This is a genomic window from Planctomicrobium aquicomposti (genome assembly GCF_051466325.1).
GTDB lineage: Bacteria > Planctomycetota > Planctomycetia > Planctomycetales > Planctomycetaceae > Planctomicrobium.
Map to the genome: position 1 here is coordinate 1,556,139 of NZ_CP195792.1, position 17,953 is coordinate 1,574,091.

Sequence of the window (17,953 nt, forward strand, 5' to 3'; positions counted from 1 at the left end):
CTCTCCGAGCTGTGGACTCTCCGGGACGTGTGGATGGCGAATTTTCCGATTCTCAATGCCCGCCAGTGATTAGCCTGGTGGCGGGGCTTCCTCCTCGACGACGACGTAGACCGGTTCCTCGTCTGATTCGGCGGCCGGTTTGAACGTGATGTCCACCGTCTGGATGTCCTCGAAGGGTTGCGGGCTGGTCATCGCGGTCACGTAGCAGTCGAGCTGCATTCCCTCTTCGCCGGGGGTCTCAATGTCTCCAGTCATGGCTGCGACGGCGATGGGGACCCCTGTTTCATAGGCGGCTCTCACTGCCGCCAGCGTGGCGTCCCCTTTGACGTGCGTCACCGTCGCGTCGATCGAGTAGACCCGCTGCCCGAGTTTGGTTTTCTCGAACTGCGACCGGCGATCCTTGACGGTCCCCTCGTTGCGGGTGTCGTTGATCGTGACTTCGCCCACGGGCTCCAGTTCTTCCCATGTCGGTCCCCCCTCATCTCCGAGCAGGTCCTCGGAAATGTACAGGCAGGCGTCGAGTCCGATTGTTTCTCCGGCCATCAGCAGCTCCCTCGCATTTCGTCCAGACTTGCAGTCAGTCCATTCAGGTCGTTCACCAGAGGGAGGCTGGATTGCGCGGGGAGCGGCAGACGGTCACCGGCTGGTCACGGAGTTCGACCAGAGGGAGGGAAATTTCGCTTTGACCACGCGGGAGGCGGGGCCCATGTAGGGCCGCGCGGCGAACCGCTGGGTGATCCGCTTTCCGTTGCGGCTGAACGAGACAGTCCCCCCGAATTCGAGGAGCTCCGGCACCACGTAACCGCGACTGCCGGCGAGCTTGGCCGGGCCGATCACCATTGAGCGGGACTGCGGATCCCACTGGTAGTACAGGAAGTCCCGCAGGTAACCGAGCCTTGCACTGGGGGGACTGCCGGGCGTGCTGATCCGCTTGCGGCGACGCATCGACTGCCGGGCGATTTTGCGCGTGATCGCCCCGGCCCGATTGAGGACCCGGGCTTCCCCCTTGCCAACGGCGTCAATGATCGCCTGGCGATCGAAGAAGTATTCGGCCGAAACATTGCCGACACGGGTGCGACGCCGATTCACAGGAACCCCTGATAGGTGATCGTGAACAGGATCGAGACCTGATTCCATTCCCGCAGGGCATCATCGGACATGGTCCGTTCGTAGCTCTGCGGTTGAAACCTGCGGTTCTGGGCGTCGGTGACCGGTTGAAACGCGGCCTGCAGGCAGCGCTCGGCGAAGTCGGCAATGCCGTTGATCTCGGTAGTCAGCGCGGGTGCCGGGATAGCCGCCGTTCTTATGCTCCCCGAGGGCTCGCCCCAGCGGCATCGCGTAACAGCCGGCGACGCTGCCGGCGATGATCCGGTGAAAGGCTTCGAGCTCGGCGGATTCGCCGCTGGCCTGAAACTGGAACGGCTTGTAACCATCGGGGAGAACGGTGCCGATCCCCTGTCGACCCGGCATGTTGATCTGCTGCCACCACTGCGACTCATCGCTCCCCCCTTCTTCCCCCTGGTCACCGGGAGCGGTGGACTCGAGCATGAACGCATAGGCCGCGCGGAGAGCCTGCCGGTTCACATCGGCTTCGAGATATTTCCGCAGGTAACCGGCAATCGGCAAAGCCGACACATAGCGGCAGTTCCCCCGGTGCTGTTCCGGCCGACGCTGGCGAAAGGCGTGCAGGACTTCGCTGGCAGGAAACGTATCGGCTTCGAAGATCTCGCTCAGCACGTCGATATATTCGGTCCCGGGGTGGGCCTTGAGCAGGTCATACGCCACGGGGACCCGTGTCCCGGGATGCAGGTGCACGCCGTCGATATAGTTTCGCCGGTTGCCGTCTTCCTGTGTGGGGGAGGCGAGCCGGTCGCATTCAATGGGAGCCACATCCGTGGCCACCGCCACCAGCGGATGCTGCAGCGGCACGATTTCCGGATTCATGTGGATCAGGCCGACCGCTTCCCCGTCGACCGATTCCGCCTCCACGGCGGTCCGGAGTTTTCCGGCCTGATTGGAAGCCGTCCACCAGCGGGCCCAGGCGGTTTCGATGAAGGAGTTCACCCGGTCGTTGCCGCTGGCGACCGTCATCCACGGGCCCCCTTCGCCCACGACATCTTCGGCGAAGACGTTGACGACTCGATCGACCAACGGATTGTTGGCCCGTTCGTAACGGCCCCGGCTGCGGATCCGCCGGCGGATGTGCGGTTTCAGCGTGGCGTCAGCGTCGCGAAAGTCGGCCAGCGTCCACAGGTCATCCCGGGGCAGCCCCGCCTCAAACGAGGCTTTGATCAGCTTCAGGCCCCGGTTCCAGTGCTTCCAGTCGTCGTCTGCGATGACTGGTTCGACAGGGGAGCGAAAAGCGGAGAACGCGGCGCGGATGCGATCGAACATGAGTGAGCCTCTGGGGGTGTCACTCATGCGGCGCGGATTGCGCCTTGATTTGTACTCTTTACCAGATTCACAATTTTCCGCAGGACCTTCCTCAAGATTGCTTGCGGTGGATCCGGTATCCGGATATTGTGCTTGACTCTACTATTCAATGGGATAAAGTTAAGGCAGGGACGCATGACGCGACGAAGAAGGATCGTACTCCATGAAACGCCAGATCGTTTCGGCAATTTTGGCCTATCCGAGCCATTATCCCGTGCCCGTAGATCTCCTGCACTTCATTGAAATGAAGCCGTTTACCCGGGCTTGGGGCGAGCTCCAGCTGGGAGACGAAGTCTTGGCGGCAGTGCAGACCATGATCATGGCCAACCCAAAATTTTCCCCAGTCATTGCGGGTACGGGAGGCCTCCGCAAGATGCGGTTTTCCCCGCAAGACTGGAATACGGGCAAACGAGGTGCCCTGAGAATCTGTTATGTGTTCTTCGAGGAGTTTCATATCGTGACTTTGAATCTGGTCTACCCGAAGTCTCAAAAACTGGACCTGCTGCCGGCGGAGAAGAAGACCGTCAGCCAAATCATCGAACGGCAACGGAATGCCTTTGCGAAAGGAAGATATAACTAGTCGTCTGGTCTAGGAGTCCGAGCATGAAATCAAAACAAACCAAGAAGCGACTTGCTGCTGAACTCATTGAGGGTATGCAGGAGTTCACCGAAGCTTTGGAGTCTTCCTCCGAAATCTCCGAGCAGTTCAATGTTCGCACGATTAAACTGAGCCTCCAGCCGACCCACTATTCACCCCAGACTGCCCGAGCGGCGAGGGAGCTTTTGGGGGCCAGCCAAGCGGTATTTGCCGAATTTCTCGGTGTCAGCGTGAAAACCGTCCAGTCTTGGGAACAAGGGGTCAATCCTCCGTCGGGAATGGCCGCACGTTTCCTCGACGAGATTCGGCATAACCCAACCATTTGGAGAAAGCGCCTATTACAACTTGCTGAGCCGGTATGATTCGGAGCAGCACCTGGACTAAGTGCCGAAGGGTCATTCGACAGAATGACCCTTCTTTCGTTGATGCGGTACGACCTCTTCACTCTTCCGAAAAGCATGGTCCAACTCCCTCACCGTGATCCGCGAACAGAGCCGCTGATCCGCTGCGCGATCGAGCCGCAGCCGGATGGCTCCCTCACCGTGCTCGGCAGTCTCGACGACGGCCGCGTGGCAGTGGAGTTCGAGCACCAGCTGTCAGCGGGCGATGACACCGAGGTGCAGGGGGTCCCCGCTGCCGAGTTCTTCGCGTTTCTCCAGACGCGGCCGAAGGGAGGCGTGGCACTCATCCGAGGCGGGAAGCTGGTCCCGCTGGGGTGATCAGCCTTTGTCGTCGATGACGATTGTGATTCTTCCCCGGCCTTTGCTTCCGGTGATGTGCACGCAAAGATCGCTCAGTAGGCAATTTCCGGAGGGGACACCTGCCAACCGGTAGCCGGCTGGCTAGAATCGACCGCACTGGGCAAATCCCTGACGAGACGGCGGCTTCGAGAGTCCTTTTTCTTATCGAAGGAATGGCGAATGCGATTGTCGGAATTTATTCCACATCACATGGAGGCGATTGTGCAAGAGTGGGTGGCATTCGCTGCCACGCTTCTGCCTGCGGCACGGCATATGACCGAGCTGGCACTCCGCGACCATGCGCAGGAAATCCTCCTCGCGATTGCCGCTGACATCACCACCCCCCAGAGCCGGGAGGAGCAATCCGAAAAGTCCAAGGGCAGGGCGATCCAGGCGCCAGACGAGCCGGAAACGGCAGCTCAGACGCATGCGGTGCTCCGGGCTCGGAGCGGCTTCGACATCAACCAGCTTGTTGTAGAGTACCGCGCGCTGCGTTCGAGTGTCCTGCGGTTGTGGATGGACCACAGCACCGCTGCCGAACCGGAAGTGGACGAAATCATCCGGTTCAACGAGGCCATCGATCAGGCCATTGCCGAGTCGGTGAGCCATTACTCTGCCCTCGTGGAGCAACATCGGAACCTATTTTTGGGGATGCTCGGGCATGACATGCGGAACCCGCTCAATGTCATTCTGATGACGGCCCAGTATCTCTCGGCGCTCAATGCGGGTGAAGAGGTCTCGGAAGCAGCCGAATTGCAGATCCGCAGTGGAGCGTCGATGCAAGCGCTGCTGGACGATTTAGTGGATTTCAATCGGACGACGTTGGGCCTGGGCATCCCGATCGCCCCGTCCGACATAGACCTGATGGGGATTGTCGCGGACGAACTGGGGCAGCTGAGGGCCACGCACCCCGAACGCAAGATCGAACTGTCCGCAACGGGCGAGAGCCTCGGGTGTTGGGACGGTCCGCGCTTGCAGCAGCTGCTCCGCAATCTCGTATCCAATGCCATTCGCTATGGGTCCGCTGACAAGCCGATCCGCGTGACGATCAGCGGCGATGAAGCGGCTGCCTCTCTGGTAGTGTCCAATCACGGCTCCACAATCGATGCCGCCATGTCGGAACAGATCTTTAATCCACTCCGGCGAGGTACTTCGGGGGTGGACAGTCAGACCGACGACCGCGGGCTCGGTCTGGGGCTCTATATCGTTCGCGAAATTGCGAGATCCCACGGCGGCGATGTCGAGGTACATTCTGCGGGCGGAGTGACCACCTTCACAGTCCAATTGCCGCGACGTCAGGCGTAATTCTCCAATCTCCTTGACGCGAAGTTCCCGCTGCGGTGATCAGCCTTTGTCGTCGATGATCACAATTTTGCGAGGTAATCATGCCCCCACTCGTCGCGCTACTCACCCGTGTTGATCAAGGCCGGTGCTGAGTCGTGATCCGGAAGAACCGGAGGAATCCGGGGAGGGGCTTGCGACGCTGCAGGCCCTGCTGCTGCGCGCGGCGCGCATCCACCCAACGGCTTTGTCACCAAACCGCAGCATCTCCTTGAGCCAGACAAGTTCGACCGTTCCGATGGGACCGTGACGATTTTTGGCCACGATCAGGTCTGCCTCGCCCGGGCGGTTTTCCGGATCGTACGCCTCGGGCCGGTGCAGAATCATCACCCCATCAGCATCCTGCCCAATGGCTGTGCGACACCGCGATTCAATGGAGCACGTGCAATCACCGGGATGTCGAGCCTCTTGGTCAGGAACCTCAGCCGTCGCACGGAGAACGTCGCTGCGGTTGCTTGGTGGCAGAGCATGTGGCGAGCATGCTTCATTCTCAGTATGGACGAGTTCTCGCCTGTCTCGCCCCAAAGACGATCAGCAAGAATCTGACCCGGGCTTCCCCCGGACAGCACGCTGAACATCGAGCAGCGGGGATTTTCAAGCGGCACAATCCCTGTTCAGGGTTTCCTGCGATCGGGAAGGTTGCCTCGGGCCCACTTCTCGACATCCATGACTTCGATGCCACGGAGAGCATTGAATGTCTGGGCAACATCCCAAGAGACTCCTCGGCCTTCCGCAAACACTAACCGGTACTTTTTGAACGTGTTCTCGGGATCTTTCGCCAGTTCATCTTTCAGGAATGGGACGCTCCATTCCACACGTTGCACCTGGCAGTTCAGTACGGAATCAACGACGTCGGCCAGTTGCCGGTAAGTGATGGTGTCGCCTGCCGTGTAGACAATGCGATTAACAAATCGCGGCTCCGTGAAGACGATCTCCGCCGTCAGCTCTCCGATGTCCTCTGGGGTCGTCACCGTCACCGCAGTATCCCAGCTCCCGAGCGCATGCACGGTACTATTTGCAAGATCGACCACTCCGAAAGAGGGCTCGAAAAGGAAGCTGGTGAACATGCCCGTTGAGATGATGACCCATTCCGTGCCGTCTTGTGAACGCAGCAGGTCTCGCACATCGAGTTGTTCGTCGAACAGATCCTGAGCACTGCCTCTGCCAATGACGTCGTAATCGACCCCAAACTGCCAGGGGAAGAATCGCTTCACGCCAGCCAGGATTGCAGCCTGGGCCTGTTTCAGCAAATTCCGGCGCCCTGTGACGAAGCCGGTACAGCCAATAACAGTCTCGAAGTCGGCAAACAGGCTCGCAAGTTCGGCGGCGGAACTCGACACGAGGTCACCGGCGAGAAACTTCACACCGAGCGATCGAAGCTCGGCGATGACCCGTTGTTTTGTAGGGTCATTGCTGGCGATTGCTGAGGGACGGAGAAGAACAGTCAAATCGGCTTCCGAGCGTTGGCTGCCCCGCTTGGACAAACTCCGAAGAATGGACATGCCAAGTTCCCCTGCACCGAGAACGAGAATCGAGCTTTTGTTTGGCATTATTTTCATCTCCGTAAATCATCGATGGACGTGGGTAAATTATTTGGGAGGCTCTCGCCTGTCGTTTTTCCTTCTACTCCTCAGGAGTTCGAGATTGCACACGGACAATTGCGGCATCGCCAGTTGTGTTCATTTGAAGGGGCATTTCCCTGCTGCATTATAGATCCCTCCATCTGGGGGACCAGAGTCGGGAGTGCCGGTGGAATGAACACCCGGAGTTCGCCCCCTAGCAAGGAGACCCACAGGGGAGAGGCCTTGTTCTCGGACAGCTTCCAGTTGTGTTCTGCGATCAGAGTGGACTTCTGCACGAGTGGAGCCACATCGATTCGCGTCATTGTTTCCTGGAGCTCGATCGAGACCTGCAGATCTTCCTCGCAGGCGGCAAGATGCTGTTGGGCGTCTTCCAGTGCTTGTTGCAGTTCCCGAATACGAGAGCGAACCCGACTCACGCTCGCCTGTTTCTCAACGACATCAAACTCAATGCTCTCGAGTCGCTTGTTGTTGTGCAGAGCGGCTTCAACTTCCTTCTGAACCTCGGCGGGGTCCAGCGGCTCCTCGGTTTCCGGAAGTTCGTCGTAATGCGGCATCTGAGCGGTGACCGCCACGTACGTTTCCAGTTCCCGTTTCTGCTGCTTCCGATCTTCAAAGGCATCTTCGATGTCGGAATTAAGATCGATCGTGTCGACTCCCACCAGCCGCTTCAGAATCTCCACCTGCTCCTGCGGCTTCATCCTGGTAAATGCCAGCGGATCAAACGCGACAGAGCCGACGAGAGCATCCAGCACCTTCTGGGGGCTCGTGACTTTCGATTCGATTCCTTCCTTGGTTTTGTGCTTGATCTCCAAAGTCGATTTGCCGTCTTTGTGGATCTTCCTGCGGACGTGCAACGGCGGTGATGTGCTGATCGTCAGTTCGATATTGGCTTCATCGGCACCGACTCGGACCGGATGGGCGGGCAGCTCGCCTTCCTTGGAGGGCAATCTCGTCAATAAGGTGCAGACGCGATTCACGTCGTCCTGCTGTTCGACGACGTTCGCGGTGGGGTCGGAGCGGCCGGAGGAGTAACAGTCGAATGATTCGACCGTAATCGTCTTCCGGGCGGACTCGCGGCGGTCGTTGGCCATGGCCGCCAAACCGGGATCGGCAGCCGCGTTTACTCTGGACGTCTGCGGCATCAGGAACCAGGTCGCAATTCCGATCAGTACAGCCAATCCGACCGCGGAAAAGGCGGTGAGTTTGAACTTTCCTTTTCGGGGGGGCGATTGCGGAGTCGCTTCTGCTGCGATCGCTGCAGTCCCTTCGTGACCGGAGAAGATGTGCTGACAGTTCCGGCAGCTGCATTGCCGCTGAAGCTGGTCAGCTGGAAGCCGGAACCTGGAGCCGCATTGCGGGCACTGGACAATCGTCTTCACGACAAACTCCGCCCAAGAGGTCTATCTGCAACGATCCGCGCAGATGGTAGGGGGCGGCTGAACCAGAAGCAATTCGCGCGAATTCTCAGGCCACTTCAGCAGCTTCCTGCTGTTTCGGCTCACGCTCACGATGACGAACATTCTCGCGAAGCCACTTCACCGACTTCTCAGTGAGTGTGTAATAGCCGCGGGAGGTGCCGGGGAATTCGTGATATTCCGCACCGGGGCAGTTCCCGTTCCGGCAGTGCAAACGAACGGTAACCTCGGCCAGTCCCAGCATTTGGGACGCCTGTTTGACGGTATAGCGGTTCTTTGCAATCACGGCGGTCATACCTCCATTATCTGGGGAGCAGCAGAATCGCTCCCCAGATTTCCTTGACCACAAAAATCGACGTCGATATAAGATTGGCGGCAGTTGCTAGAAACCAGCCGACCGACTGGAGTCAACCACGCGGCCAACTGGCACCCGTCCTCGCGGAGTGGGTCAACTGCCATACGCCTGAGTTGACCGCGCCGCGATGCGGCTAACGGCCTGTCTCAGGCGAAAATCTCGTTTCAACCGGGAAATCTCCTCAAAAAAAGCGTCCCCGAGAGGATTCGAACCTCTGACCTTTAGCTCCGGAGGCTAACGCTCTATCCAGCTGAGCTACGGGGACATGTGTCGTGCGTTCTCCGGCAATACCGGAGAGTCGGGTGAGCGTCATTTGGGTTCACCGTCTGCCGGAAGATTACAGACTCAAAGCGGTCAACTCAACCGGACGGGGGCAGATCGACGAGAAATCAGTGGTTCCCCCCCCGCAGACGCCGTTCGAACCCTCCGGCAGGCTTGTCCAGAATCCCTCGCGGGATTCGCTGCTGACGCGGGAGGTCCCGGGGCGAACGGAATTGGAGGCTACCGCAGCCCGTTCATCCGGTCACCTCCCCACGGACGGAAAGTCCCGAGCCGGGGCGATTCGTTTGTGCCAGACGCTCCCGTCGATACCCATTCCAGAAGTAAAGAGCCCAAAAGATCGCTGTGGCGGCAGCAAACCAGAATCGGGCCGCGGTCGTCAGGTGGCTTTGTCGTACGTAGCTTTCGATGATCGCCGCCAGAAACAGCATCCCCCCGCAGCCCAGACAAATTTTGGCCGCTTCCCAGCCTGTATCGACAAGGGCCTGCCGTCGCGTCAGGATTCCGGGACAGACCACGGCCCGGCCCAGCATCAGTCCCATGCCGCCGCAGAGGACGATCGCTCCCATTTCCGTAATCCCGTGAGGAAGGATCCAGGCCCACATCTCCGAGACGATCCCCACCTTGTGATGAATGGCTGCAAACACCCCCAGGAGCATGCCGTTCAGCAACATCAGAAACACTGTCGGGACGGCCGCCAGAAACCCGCTGGCGAATGCGAGCACGCCGACCTTGAAGTTGTGTTGAAACAGAAACGAAGCGAACAGGAATTTCACGCCCCCTCCCTGCTCCCGACCGCCACGCAACACTTCTAACAATTGTTCCGGGGAGGAGCCGGGTTGTCGGGGATCGTGAGCAGGCCAAAGAGCATGGGCGACCAGTGGATGACTCATCGCGGCGAAATATCCGATTAATCCTCCTCCCAGCAGAAGCAGCAGCGAAATCAGATGTGCGCGGCCATTTCTGGCGACCGCTCGGGAAAACCCTTCTGTCACAAACCGCACCACCTCCCGCGCGACAGACTCGCGCGGGGGAAGATAGATCAGGCTATGGGCCGCCGCAGTCAGGTTGTTGAGGTACGTCGCCAACTGTTGATCATGAGATGCGGTCGTCACCCGGGACAGATGAATCGTTGCCCTTCGGTAAAGCTGATCGAGTCGATCCAGTTCCTCGGGCCCCAGCTTCCGTAATGACTTTCGGGCGAGTTTGATAAGGTACTCGAGCTCCTCCCAGTCCGCCTTGTTGCGAGAGATAAAACTGCTCATACTCGAACTCTGGGAATCGAGGGGAATCAACGGTGATCGGCGCGCCACGATCAGTTCGCTGAGAGCTCACCGCATCCGCAGGCTATCATACCGGGCGACGCAGCAGATCGAGAGCCAACATGGAGAATTTTGCTCGCTTTGAAACCCCGGAAAATGTCCAGATTCAGTACGAATTTGCGGGACTCGGATCCCGGTTTCTCGCATGGCTCATTGACCAGATCGTTTGCACACTGTTCTTCATTCTGGTGTCTGTTGGGGGCTTCATACTATTGCAGTCAATAAAAGAGCAGCTCAGAGAGCTGTTTCCCGAGTCGAATGGGCTCGAAGTGGTCTTAATCGTCGCCGGCCTGTTTTATGTGGTGTGGCAGTTCTCCAGTTTTTTTTACTTCGGGCTGTGCGAGTACTTCGGGCGCGGCCAGACCTTGGGTAAAAAACTTTATCAGATGCGGGTGGTCAATGCTGACGGCTTCGCTTTGAACGGAACGAGCATCCTGATTCGCAATCTCGCGCGGGTGGCCGACAACCTGCCTCCTCTGTGGCTGGTCCCTTTTTTCTCGACCAGGCTGCAGCGGGTGGGAGACATGCTTGCCTCGACGGTCGTGGTCTGGGATCGCCCCCGGGAGCTGTCCGAAGTGCGCACGCAGCTCTCTTCAAAGAATGCAACGGAGGCGGAATTTCGCTTCAGCGCGAGCGAACTCAAATTGCTTCGGACGGAAGATGTCACCGCGATCGAGCAGGTTCTGGAACGCTGGTCCTCTTTGTCCCACACTCAGCGGGAACAGCTCGTCGAGACGCTCACTAGTGCGCTGGCCCGGCGGCTCAATGTCGAGGGTCCCAGTCCGGAACGTCGAGTGAAATTTCTGGAGGATCTGCTGGCGGCGGAATTTCGACGCCAGCATCGTTCGCTCTGACGTCGTCCTCTGGTGCGAGCCCCCCCGTGTCCCCCAACTGCGGCCTGTTGGAGAGAGTCGAAGGGCTTACATGAATGAGAGTGGGCTGTTTTTTACCGGCGGCATTTCGGCATCGTTCTCGGGCAGCACGGTGCTCTCCGGCATCGGAAGAGAAGTGGTCCGTAACGCTGACTTGTCGATTTCCCTCTCAGAAGTGGAGGCTCCGCTCGCGACGTCACGAGTCAGACGACGGACTTCGTAATAGCGCCAGCCTGCCAGCAATGTCAGCACCAGCGAGAGCATGGCGCAGACCATTCCGGGGAACCGCTGGGACGTCGCCAACCAGTATTCCATGCTCAGAATCAGAATCGTCATCGCCCAGCCACACAGACTGAACGCCCAGATGATCTGCATCCCGGACGTTTTCTTCTGGGCATTCGACTTCGCCACCGCTTTCCGGGCGGAGTGATTGGCCAGTTGGCGGAACGAGGTCAGATCGGCCCGCAGGGCAGCCTTCTCTTCCGGGTTCAGCTTGCGGGCTTTGCGGCTCAGCGATGATGACTCATCAACTGGTTCGCTGGCGACCACCGGCTTCTTGACCACCGGCTCGACGCGCAGGGGGACTGCTGCGGAGGTGGAAGAGAGGCTCCGATCGTCCTGCTGTTTGCGAGTCCTCGCCAGCAGGCGTTCCATGTACGCAGAGACGGATTCGTCGTCCGTCAGACTGGGCGGGGCTTCTTCAACTGACGCAGAACGGGAGGACGTGGGCGTCACAACCGGCTCCGCTGCCGCGACTGCATCTGCGTCAGGAACTTCATCCACGACGGACACGGAGTCGGGCGTTTCTCCGTCGTCCCGGGAGGGCAGGTCTTCGCGAGGAGCTTGACCTTCGGGAATTCCAAACAGCGCCGCCAGCTCCCGACGAAGACGCGAGGCTCCATCGGGAGACTCACCCGCTGTTGATTCCGCCGCATCGGACTTTGGACGTTCGCCCAGCTGTCGGGATTCAGAAAGTTCCGCCTGTGGCTCCTCTGGGTCACTCGATTGCAGGTCGACGGCTCCCCGAAGGGCAGGGATCTCGGGATCGGTCGCGTCAGCTCCAGGGACTGCCTGCTGGGCGATTCGTTGCCCGTCCAATTCCCGCTGCAGTTCGGAGAGTCGAAGCGATTCGGCCTGCACGGCCTGCCGTTCCGCCTGCAACCCGGAGCTCTCCCGCTGAAGCTGCTCATGTGCCTGAGAGAGCTTGATTCGACTCTGTTCCAGTTCGGTCCGTTCCTGCTCCAGCTCAGCCCGAATCAGACGCAAAGTATCCTGATCCTGTGCGATGGCGGCCCGCTGTGAATGAATCTCGGCGTTCTGCTCAATGAGCAGCGACGGAGCAACGCTCGTCGTTTCGTACGCCGCTGCGGCTGCGATTCGAATTCGCTCGGCTTCCAGTTCCTGCTGCAAACGGTCGATTTCCTGACGACATTGGCTCACGACTTCCGTCTGTTCGGCAAGTCGCTGACGCAGCTCTCTGATGACCTGACCTTCCGATGTTTCCCGCGCTGCGAATTCTGCACGAACCGCGTCCAGCTCAAGGAGCTGCCGAGCGAGATGCTCTGATCGCTCTTCGAAAGACGCAGCCTGCTGCTCCTGCCGGGCTGTCAGCGCATCGCTGCGAGTCTGTAGTTCAGTGCGGGCCTGATGGATTTCAGTCTGCAACTGTTCCAGACTCTGTTCCCTGCGCGCGAACTCTTCGTGTCGGCTCTGAAGTTGAGCGGCCGCTTCGCGTTGCTGGGATTCGAAGCCCTGGAGCTGCCGCTGCAATTCGGATTCGCGTGCCTTCAGGCTGCGTGAGAGCCTGACGAGTTCCTCGGCACGGCTGTTCTGTTCGGAACTCGATTGTTCGGAAAGAGTGTGCCACTCCGCTTGAGCAGCTGCGAGCCGACTTTGCTGAAGCTCAAGTTCAGCGCGCTGTGCTGCTATTTCAGCGTCATGCTGGCTCTGGGCGGCCGTGAAGTCCTGTCTTTGGGACCGCAGCAATTGATACTGCCGTTCGAGTTCCGCTTCTCGTTCCTGAAGGGCTTCGTCCCGGAGCTTCTGCTGTGCGAATTGTTCGGTCCGCTCCGCAGCCAGTTGCTCCTTCTGCGACTGCAGTTCGTTCTGTTCGCGATCCAGATCCGCGCACAGCGCTTCCATCTGCTGGGAGCGCTGCGCCAATGCGATTTCGCGGGATTCCATTTCGCCGGCAAGATTCTGTTCACGCCGATCCAGTTCCTGTGCCCGCCGTGCCAATTCGGATTCGCGAGTCGCGAGCGTTTGAACCTGTTGCTCAATCTCGTGCGAGCGGTTCTGCTGGGATCTTTCCCACTGTTCCTTCTGCAACTGCAGGTCTGCTTGCGCCTGCTCGAGTTCAGCCTGGCGGGTGGCCAGTGCCTGCTCCTGCGATGCAATTTCACACAATCTCCGCTGCGCGATCTGCTCGCGCTCGTTGACCGCCGCGGTCCGTGCCTGCAGATCCGCAGCCAGTTGCGAGTGATGTTGTTCGGTTGCCAACAATGCCGTCAGCGACTGATCCAGCTGCAGCCGATCTTCAAGGATTGCAGACTGCTGTGCAGCCCACGACTGCTGGTCGGCGAGGAGCTGCTCCCGCTGCTGTGCCAAGGCCTGAAGGGCTGCGGTCAACTCTGCCTGCCGTTGTTCACCCTCCTGGGTCGATTGCAGGAACTGTTGTTCGCGTTCTTCCAGCAGCCTGTGTCGCTCCTCAAGCCGGGCTGCTGCTTCGCTCAGTTCGCTCTTTTGTTGAAGGAGCCGTTGCTGTTCATTTTCAAGTTCTTGCGATCTCTGGGAGATTTTCAGTTCGAAATCTTCCAGAAAAAGTTCCCGACTCCGGCACTTCTCTTCGAAATGCTTCATCGCCTCGCCGCAATGCTGCTCCTGGATTGTGACGGTGCGTCGCAATCGGGTGAGCTGCTCGTTCTCGTTACGCAGCAGCTCCGCGCGCCGCTCAAGTTCTGCTTCGCGCAGGTCAATCTGCCTCTGCCGCGCTGTCGTGCGGGCGAGATGAGTCCGGATTGTTTCATCCCGCTGGTGGAGATCCTGTTCGAGTTGCAGAAGCGTCGATTCGCGTGACGCCAGATCCCGATACTTTCCTTTCAGATTGCGGGTCAGCTTGGCCAGCAAGGAGCAGCGTCCTGCCAGCTCCAGTTCCCGGTCAGCCACCGCGTTGCGGGAATCGACAGCGGAAGCGGATGCCGTCGGGGAATGCACTCCACCTGAACTGGCAGGTTGCTCGTGATGACAGGCCTCATCGAGAAGATCCTGAACGTCGGCCAGCGCCTGTTGAATTTCTGTTTCTCGCCGGACCGGTGGTGGGAGCTGGTCATGAGTGGTCGACCGCGCAGCGACTGTCGCAAACAGATCTGCAAGATGGTCTGCAGGCAACTCCGCCGGACTCGCAGAAGATCCCCGCAGAACTTCCAGTTTGAATTCCACGGGACCAAGAATCAGTCGATCCCCGTGACGGATTGTGGCTTCGGTGACAGAGCCGTCGTTCAACCAGGTCAAAGGAGACCACGACTTGATGAAGCAGTGCTGGGGCTTGACGAACAGCGTGCAGTGTCGGGAGGCAACACCCGACGACGGAATCTGGATGTCGGCCTGCGGACCTGATCCGAGCGTATATCGCCCTGGCTGCAGGACGATCGGATCAATCTTCAGTGATTTTCGCAGCGGCACGAGACGAAGGCCCACGCATGCCAGATCCGGCGAAGGGGATGAATCAGCGAGGCGCTCAGCGATGCGGGGAAACATGTCGGTCGACTGACGGTCTGTGGAGTAAATGCCCTGACGAAAACCAGCGAACGGCGGACTTTGTTCCGGAAGGAGGTTGGACTTGTCGCTCATGGCACGTCTCTCTGGTCGAGAGGTGAATCGGTCGCCGGGGGTCGGTTGCCGATCAACGTATCGATGGAGGTATTTACTTCACATCTGTCGAGGGGTCAAAAAGGGGATCTCCCTCATCGGCCAAGGATTCCGGATTGGCGTCGGTCGAGCGCTCAATCCTGCGACATCAAGGCCTCGCAACCCCGAGATACGGCACAACCGCTAAGACCCGTCAAGCGGCTACAGCGGAGATCATCTCTCAATTCGAGATAATCGAATCTCCTAAAACCAAGGTGGTGCAGAGGGATCAGGAACGACCAATTGGTCAAGGGGCAGCTGCTCAGCCCGAACTGAAATCCCCCAGAGTCAATACGATCCGCAAAATCCATAAGACCGTTTGAATTAACACGGGTTCCGGATTCTTCTTCGATACCTGGCTGAATCGTGGCCGATGAGCCGACCGTCGTACCCCGCAAAACGAGAAAGGGACCGCATTGTTAAGTGCGATCCCTTTCGTATCTCAGCAATTGGATAGACGGCTCTCAGAACACTTTTCTCGACTGGCCTCCTCCCTCAGAGAGAAGCTCCTGGATTTCCAATAGAGTCTTTGAACTCCCGAGTGAATGATCGAGACGCGTCCTCAACGATCGCTGGGAAATGTCGTCGGCTTTAATCGGCGACAGACGTGGCGGCCGGACGCTTGCGGTAATCAAGGGGAGGCTTCTGATCGGGAAGAATCAGCGGACTGTATCCCTCACCACCATTCCGCTTTTTAAAATCCGCCTTGGCGGCATCAATCAGCTCGGGCCGGGTGAGCAGTTCATAGCCACTTCCCGCCAGAGTCTGAGCGGCGAGAACCATTCCGCCGCGCGCCATGTCCTGCGTTCCCGCTGCCACCACCTGCCACGAATGACCGGGAGACCCGGGAACCCAGCAACTGGTTCCAAAACCGGCTGTCGGCACGACCCACGAGACATCACCGACATCTGTCGATCCACCGCCGGTTCCCCCGGAAACATGGGTCACTTTCCGGACATCGAAATCACCACTTCGCGCGGGGAGGGTTTCCGCGATTTTCGCTGCGAACTGACGATCAGCGTCGGTCCACGAGAGCTTGTTATACGCCTTGAGATTTTTGCCGGTCAGTTCGGCGAGCGGCGTATTGGGAAGGACTTCGACAATCCCCCCTTCGTAGTTGATTTCCAGTCGCGTATCGGTGGCGAGGGCACCCGCCTTCGCGCAATTCAGGACCCGCTCGTACAGACTTCGAACTTCGATGGACTGAGGATGCCGGATGTAGTAATAGACTTCAGCGAAGTTGGGAACGACATTCGGGGCATCGCCCCCCGCGGTAATCACATAATGAATGCGGGCATCGCTTTTCACGTGTTCCCGCATCATGTTCACGGCATAGTTCATGATCTCCACAGCATCCAGCGCCGACCGCCCCGCATGCGGAGCTCCTGCGGCGTGGGCGCTCTTCCCGTAAAACCGGAACTTGGCCGCCATCCGGGCCAGTGAGCTTTTCGTGCCCCAAGAGTTCTCCGCGCTGGGATGCCAATGCAGACAGACATCCGCATCCTTGAACAGCCCCTCCCGAACCAAAAACGTCTTCCCGGAGCCACCCTCTTCCGCAGGACAACCGTAGAAGCGGACAGTCCCCTTCAGCTGTCCCGACTTGATCTGCTCACCCAGTGAAATTGCGGCCATGGCACTGGCGACACCAAACAGATGATGTCCGCAGCCATGTCCGTAATACTTGCCTTCCGGCTGTTCCTGATAGGGAACCGCAGCCTGTGCCAGGCCCGGAAGCGCATCGTATTCCCCGAGAATCGCGATGACCGGTGAGCCGCTGCCGATGGTTGCGGTGAAGGCGGTCGGAATCCCCGCAACACCCCGCTCCACGCGAAAGCCTTCTTTCTCCAGCCAGTCCGCGAGCAGTGCCGACGACTTTGTCTCCTGATAGCCGGTCTCCGCCCAGTCCCAGATCTGACAGGCGTGTTGCCAGCCTTCGGGCGTCAACGCCCCCACGCGGGCATCAATCTTTTGACGAATGGGGTCCTCTGCGGCCCGCGCGAAATTACTGGCCAGAAGCAAAAACGAAGCAATGAACAGGTGGGGCAACTTCATAGGGCATGTCCGCAGGGAAAGGGGTGGGCATTCCCTGCATCGTAGGACTGCCGGGACTCCAATTCAATCCGTGGCGAACAGATCAATTCCCCCTAACACCTGCGTTCGCCAGCGCGATCACTCGCTGAACTGGGTGCGGCGATAATAGTCAGCGGTCCGTTCCAGCCCTGATTGCAGGTTGACACGTGGCTCCCAGCCGAGCAGGGCTTTCGCCTTGGTGATATCCGGGCACCGTCGTTTGGGGTCGTCCTGCGGCAGTGGCTCATAACGGATGGTCGACGATGATCCGGTCACCTTCAGCACCGCCTCGGCCAGTTCCAGCATCGTGTTCTCAACCGGGTTCCCCAGATTCACCGGGCCGATGCACTCCTCCTGTTCCATCATGCGGATAAATCCATCGATCATGTCGTCCACAAAACAGAACGAGCGGGTCTGCGCCCCGTCGCCGTAGATCGTCAGCGATTCCCCCCGCAAGGCCTGCATCAGGAAGTTCGACACGACCCGACCGTCACTGGGGTCCATCCGGGGTCCGTACGTATTGAAGATTCGAACGATCCGCACGGCCACCCCGTGAGCCTGGTGATAGTTCACACAGAGCGATTCCGCGACACGCTTGCCTTCGTCATAGCAGCTGCGCGGACCGACCGGGTTGACGTGCCCCCAGTAGTCTTCCCGCTGCGGATGTACTTCCGGGTCCCCATAGACCTCTGAGGTGGAGGTATGCAGCACGCGGGCGCGGCAGCGCTTGGCCAGTCCAAGCACATTCACCATTCCGACCGTCGACGTCTTGATGGTCTTGATCGGGTTGTACTGGTAAGCCACCGGCGATGCAGGACAGGCCAGATTGTAGATCTGGTCGACCTCGAGCACGAGCGGTTCGACGATGTCGTGCCGGATCACTTCAAAATGCGGATTGCCGATCAGATGCCGGATGTTTTCTTTCCTGCCGGAAAAAAAATTATCGACACAGATCACATCATGACCAAGATTGACCAGTCGTTCACACAAGTGGCTGCCGAGAAAGCCGGCACCGCCAGTGACCAGAATGGTGGGCATC

16 protein-coding genes and 1 tRNA gene are annotated in these 17,953 nt (G+C 59.1%); 5 read left to right on the forward strand and 12 right to left on the reverse strand.

Annotation, left to right across the window (positions count from 1 at the left end; translation table 11 throughout):
• Positions 1–69 precede the first annotated feature (69 nt).
• From SH664x_RS05925 to SH664x_RS05935, 3 genes are all read right to left on the reverse strand, one after another.
• Complete coding sequence (locus tag SH664x_RS05925; protein ID WP_437205860.1) at positions 70–543, reverse strand: hypothetical protein; 474 nt, start codon at positions 541–543, stop codon at positions 70–72.
• 93 nt (positions 544–636) lie between these two features.
• Positions 637–1,089, reverse strand: a complete 453-nt coding sequence (locus tag SH664x_RS05930) for a hypothetical protein (protein ID WP_437205862.1) — start codon at positions 1,087–1,089, stop codon at positions 637–639.
• Between the two features lie 60 nt (positions 1,090–1,149).
• On the reverse strand, positions 1,150–2,394 hold the full coding sequence (locus tag SH664x_RS05935) for a phage portal protein (RefSeq protein WP_437205864.1): 1,245 nt from the start codon (positions 2,392–2,394) through the stop codon (positions 1,150–1,152).
• Between the two features lie 202 nt (positions 2,395–2,596).
• Here SH664x_RS05935 and SH664x_RS05940 point away from each other — a divergent pair, with 202 nt between their 5' ends.
• From SH664x_RS05940 to SH664x_RS05955, 4 genes are all read left to right on the forward strand, one after another.
• A complete protein-coding gene (locus tag SH664x_RS05940) occupies positions 2,597–3,013 on the forward strand; it encodes a hypothetical protein (protein WP_437205865.1) in 417 nt (138 codons plus the stop codon).
• A gap of 23 nt (positions 3,014–3,036) precedes the next feature.
• Positions 3,037–3,393: a helix-turn-helix domain-containing protein gene (locus SH664x_RS05945; protein WP_437205867.1), complete on the forward strand. Its 357-nt coding sequence runs from the start codon at positions 3,037–3,039 to the stop codon at positions 3,391–3,393.
• 45 nt (positions 3,394–3,438) lie between these two features.
• Positions 3,439–3,750, forward strand: coding sequence for a hypothetical protein (locus SH664x_RS05950; RefSeq protein WP_437205868.1), 312 nt, complete (start codon positions 3,439–3,441; stop codon positions 3,748–3,750).
• A 201-nt stretch (positions 3,751–3,951) separates the two neighbouring features.
• A complete protein-coding gene (locus tag SH664x_RS05955; protein ID WP_437205870.1) occupies positions 3,952–5,076 on the forward strand; it encodes an ATP-binding protein in 1,125 nt (374 codons plus the stop codon).
• A gap of 102 nt (positions 5,077–5,178) precedes the next feature.
• Here the strand turns inward: SH664x_RS05955 and SH664x_RS05960 are convergent, their stop codons facing one another.
• The 6 genes from SH664x_RS05960 to SH664x_RS05985 all read right to left on the reverse strand — a co-directional run bounded on the left by SH664x_RS05960 (position 5,179) and on the right by SH664x_RS05985 (position 10,009).
• Positions 5,179–5,439, reverse strand: a complete 261-nt coding sequence (locus SH664x_RS05960; RefSeq protein WP_437207187.1) for a DnaB-like helicase C-terminal domain-containing protein — start codon at positions 5,437–5,439, stop codon at positions 5,179–5,181.
• A 287-nt stretch (positions 5,440–5,726) separates the two neighbouring features.
• Positions 5,727–6,662, reverse strand: a complete 936-nt coding sequence (locus SH664x_RS05965) for an aromatic alcohol reductase (protein ID WP_437205871.1) — start codon at positions 6,660–6,662, stop codon at positions 5,727–5,729.
• An 80-nt stretch (positions 6,663–6,742) separates the two neighbouring features.
• Positions 6,743–8,074, reverse strand: coding sequence for a hypothetical protein (locus SH664x_RS05970; RefSeq protein ID WP_437205872.1), 1,332 nt, complete (start codon positions 8,072–8,074; stop codon positions 6,743–6,745).
• A gap of 85 nt (positions 8,075–8,159) precedes the next feature.
• Positions 8,160–8,405, reverse strand: a complete 246-nt coding sequence (locus SH664x_RS05975; protein ID WP_437205873.1) for a hypothetical protein — start codon at positions 8,403–8,405, stop codon at positions 8,160–8,162.
• 251 nt (positions 8,406–8,656) lie between these two features.
• Positions 8,657–8,730: transfer RNA gene (locus SH664x_RS05980), tRNA-Arg, on the reverse strand.
• A 250-nt stretch (positions 8,731–8,980) separates the two neighbouring features.
• Positions 8,981–10,009 carry a stage II sporulation protein M gene (locus tag SH664x_RS05985; RefSeq protein WP_437205875.1) on the reverse strand — a complete coding sequence of 343 codons (1,029 nt, stop codon included), beginning with the start codon at positions 10,007–10,009 and terminating at the stop codon, positions 8,981–8,983.
• Between the two features lie 119 nt (positions 10,010–10,128).
• Here SH664x_RS05985 and SH664x_RS05990 point away from each other — a divergent pair, with 119 nt between their 5' ends.
• Entirely contained in the window at positions 10,129–10,920 is a 792-nt protein-coding gene (locus tag SH664x_RS05990) for an RDD family protein (RefSeq protein ID WP_437205876.1), read from the forward strand.
• Between the two features lie 66 nt (positions 10,921–10,986).
• Here the strand turns inward: SH664x_RS05990 and SH664x_RS05995 are convergent, their stop codons facing one another.
• The 3 genes from SH664x_RS05995 to SH664x_RS06005 form a co-directional block, all read right to left on the reverse strand.
• Positions 10,987–14,787: an FHA domain-containing protein gene (locus tag SH664x_RS05995; RefSeq protein WP_437205878.1), complete on the reverse strand. Its 3,801-nt coding sequence runs from the start codon at positions 14,785–14,787 to the stop codon at positions 10,987–10,989.
• 648 nt (positions 14,788–15,435) lie between these two features.
• Positions 15,436–16,896 carry an amidohydrolase gene (locus SH664x_RS06000; protein ID WP_437205880.1) on the reverse strand — a complete coding sequence of 487 codons (1,461 nt, stop codon included), beginning with the start codon at positions 16,894–16,896 and terminating at the stop codon, positions 15,436–15,438.
• A gap of 117 nt (positions 16,897–17,013) precedes the next feature.
• Positions 17,014–17,952: a UDP-glucuronic acid decarboxylase family protein gene (locus tag SH664x_RS06005; RefSeq protein ID WP_437205882.1), complete on the reverse strand. Its 939-nt coding sequence runs from the start codon at positions 17,950–17,952 to the stop codon at positions 17,014–17,016.
• Between the last annotated feature and the right edge of the window lies 1 nt (position 17,953).

What these genes read in the sequence shown, in the direction of transcription:
- SH664x_RS05925 (WP_437205860.1), bottom strand. Translation starts at nt 543, where the DNA reads ATGGCCGGAGAAACAATCGGACTCGACGCCTGCCTGTACATTTCCGAG.
- SH664x_RS05935 (WP_437205864.1), bottom strand. Translation starts at nt 2,394, where the DNA reads ATGTTCGATCGCATCCGCGCCGCGTTCTCCGCTTTTCGCTCCCCTGTC.
- SH664x_RS05940 (WP_437205865.1), top strand. Translation starts at nt 2,597, where the DNA reads ATGAAACGCCAGATCGTTTCGGCAATTTTGGCCTATCCGAGCCATTAT.
- SH664x_RS05945 (WP_437205867.1), top strand. Translation starts at nt 3,037, where the DNA reads ATGAAATCAAAACAAACCAAGAAGCGACTTGCTGCTGAACTCATTGAG.
- SH664x_RS05950 (WP_437205868.1), top strand. Translation starts at nt 3,439, where the DNA reads ATGACCCTTCTTTCGTTGATGCGGTACGACCTCTTCACTCTTCCGAAA.
- SH664x_RS05955 (WP_437205870.1), top strand. Translation starts at nt 3,952, where the DNA reads ATGCGATTGTCGGAATTTATTCCACATCACATGGAGGCGATTGTGCAA.
- SH664x_RS05960 (WP_437207187.1), bottom strand. Translation starts at nt 5,439, where the DNA reads ATGATTCTGCACCGGCCCGAGGCGTACGATCCGGAAAACCGCCCGGGC.
- SH664x_RS05965 (WP_437205871.1), bottom strand. Translation starts at nt 6,662, where the DNA reads ATGCCAAACAAAAGCTCGATTCTCGTTCTCGGTGCAGGGGAACTTGGC.
- SH664x_RS05975 (WP_437205873.1), bottom strand. Translation starts at nt 8,405, where the DNA reads ATGACCGCCGTGATTGCAAAGAACCGCTATACCGTCAAACAGGCGTCC.
- SH664x_RS05985 (WP_437205875.1), bottom strand. Translation starts at nt 10,009, where the DNA reads ATGAGCAGTTTTATCTCTCGCAACAAGGCGGACTGGGAGGAGCTCGAG.
- SH664x_RS05990 (WP_437205876.1), top strand. Translation starts at nt 10,129, where the DNA reads ATGGAGAATTTTGCTCGCTTTGAAACCCCGGAAAATGTCCAGATTCAG.
- SH664x_RS05995 (WP_437205878.1), bottom strand. Translation starts at nt 14,787, where the DNA reads ATGAGCGACAAGTCCAACCTCCTTCCGGAACAAAGTCCGCCGTTCGCT.
- SH664x_RS06000 (WP_437205880.1), bottom strand. Translation starts at nt 16,896, where the DNA reads ATGAAGTTGCCCCACCTGTTCATTGCTTCGTTTTTGCTTCTGGCCAGT.
- SH664x_RS06005 (WP_437205882.1), bottom strand. Translation starts at nt 17,952, where the DNA reads ATGCCCACCATTCTGGTCACTGGCGGTGCCGGCTTTCTCGGCAGCCAC.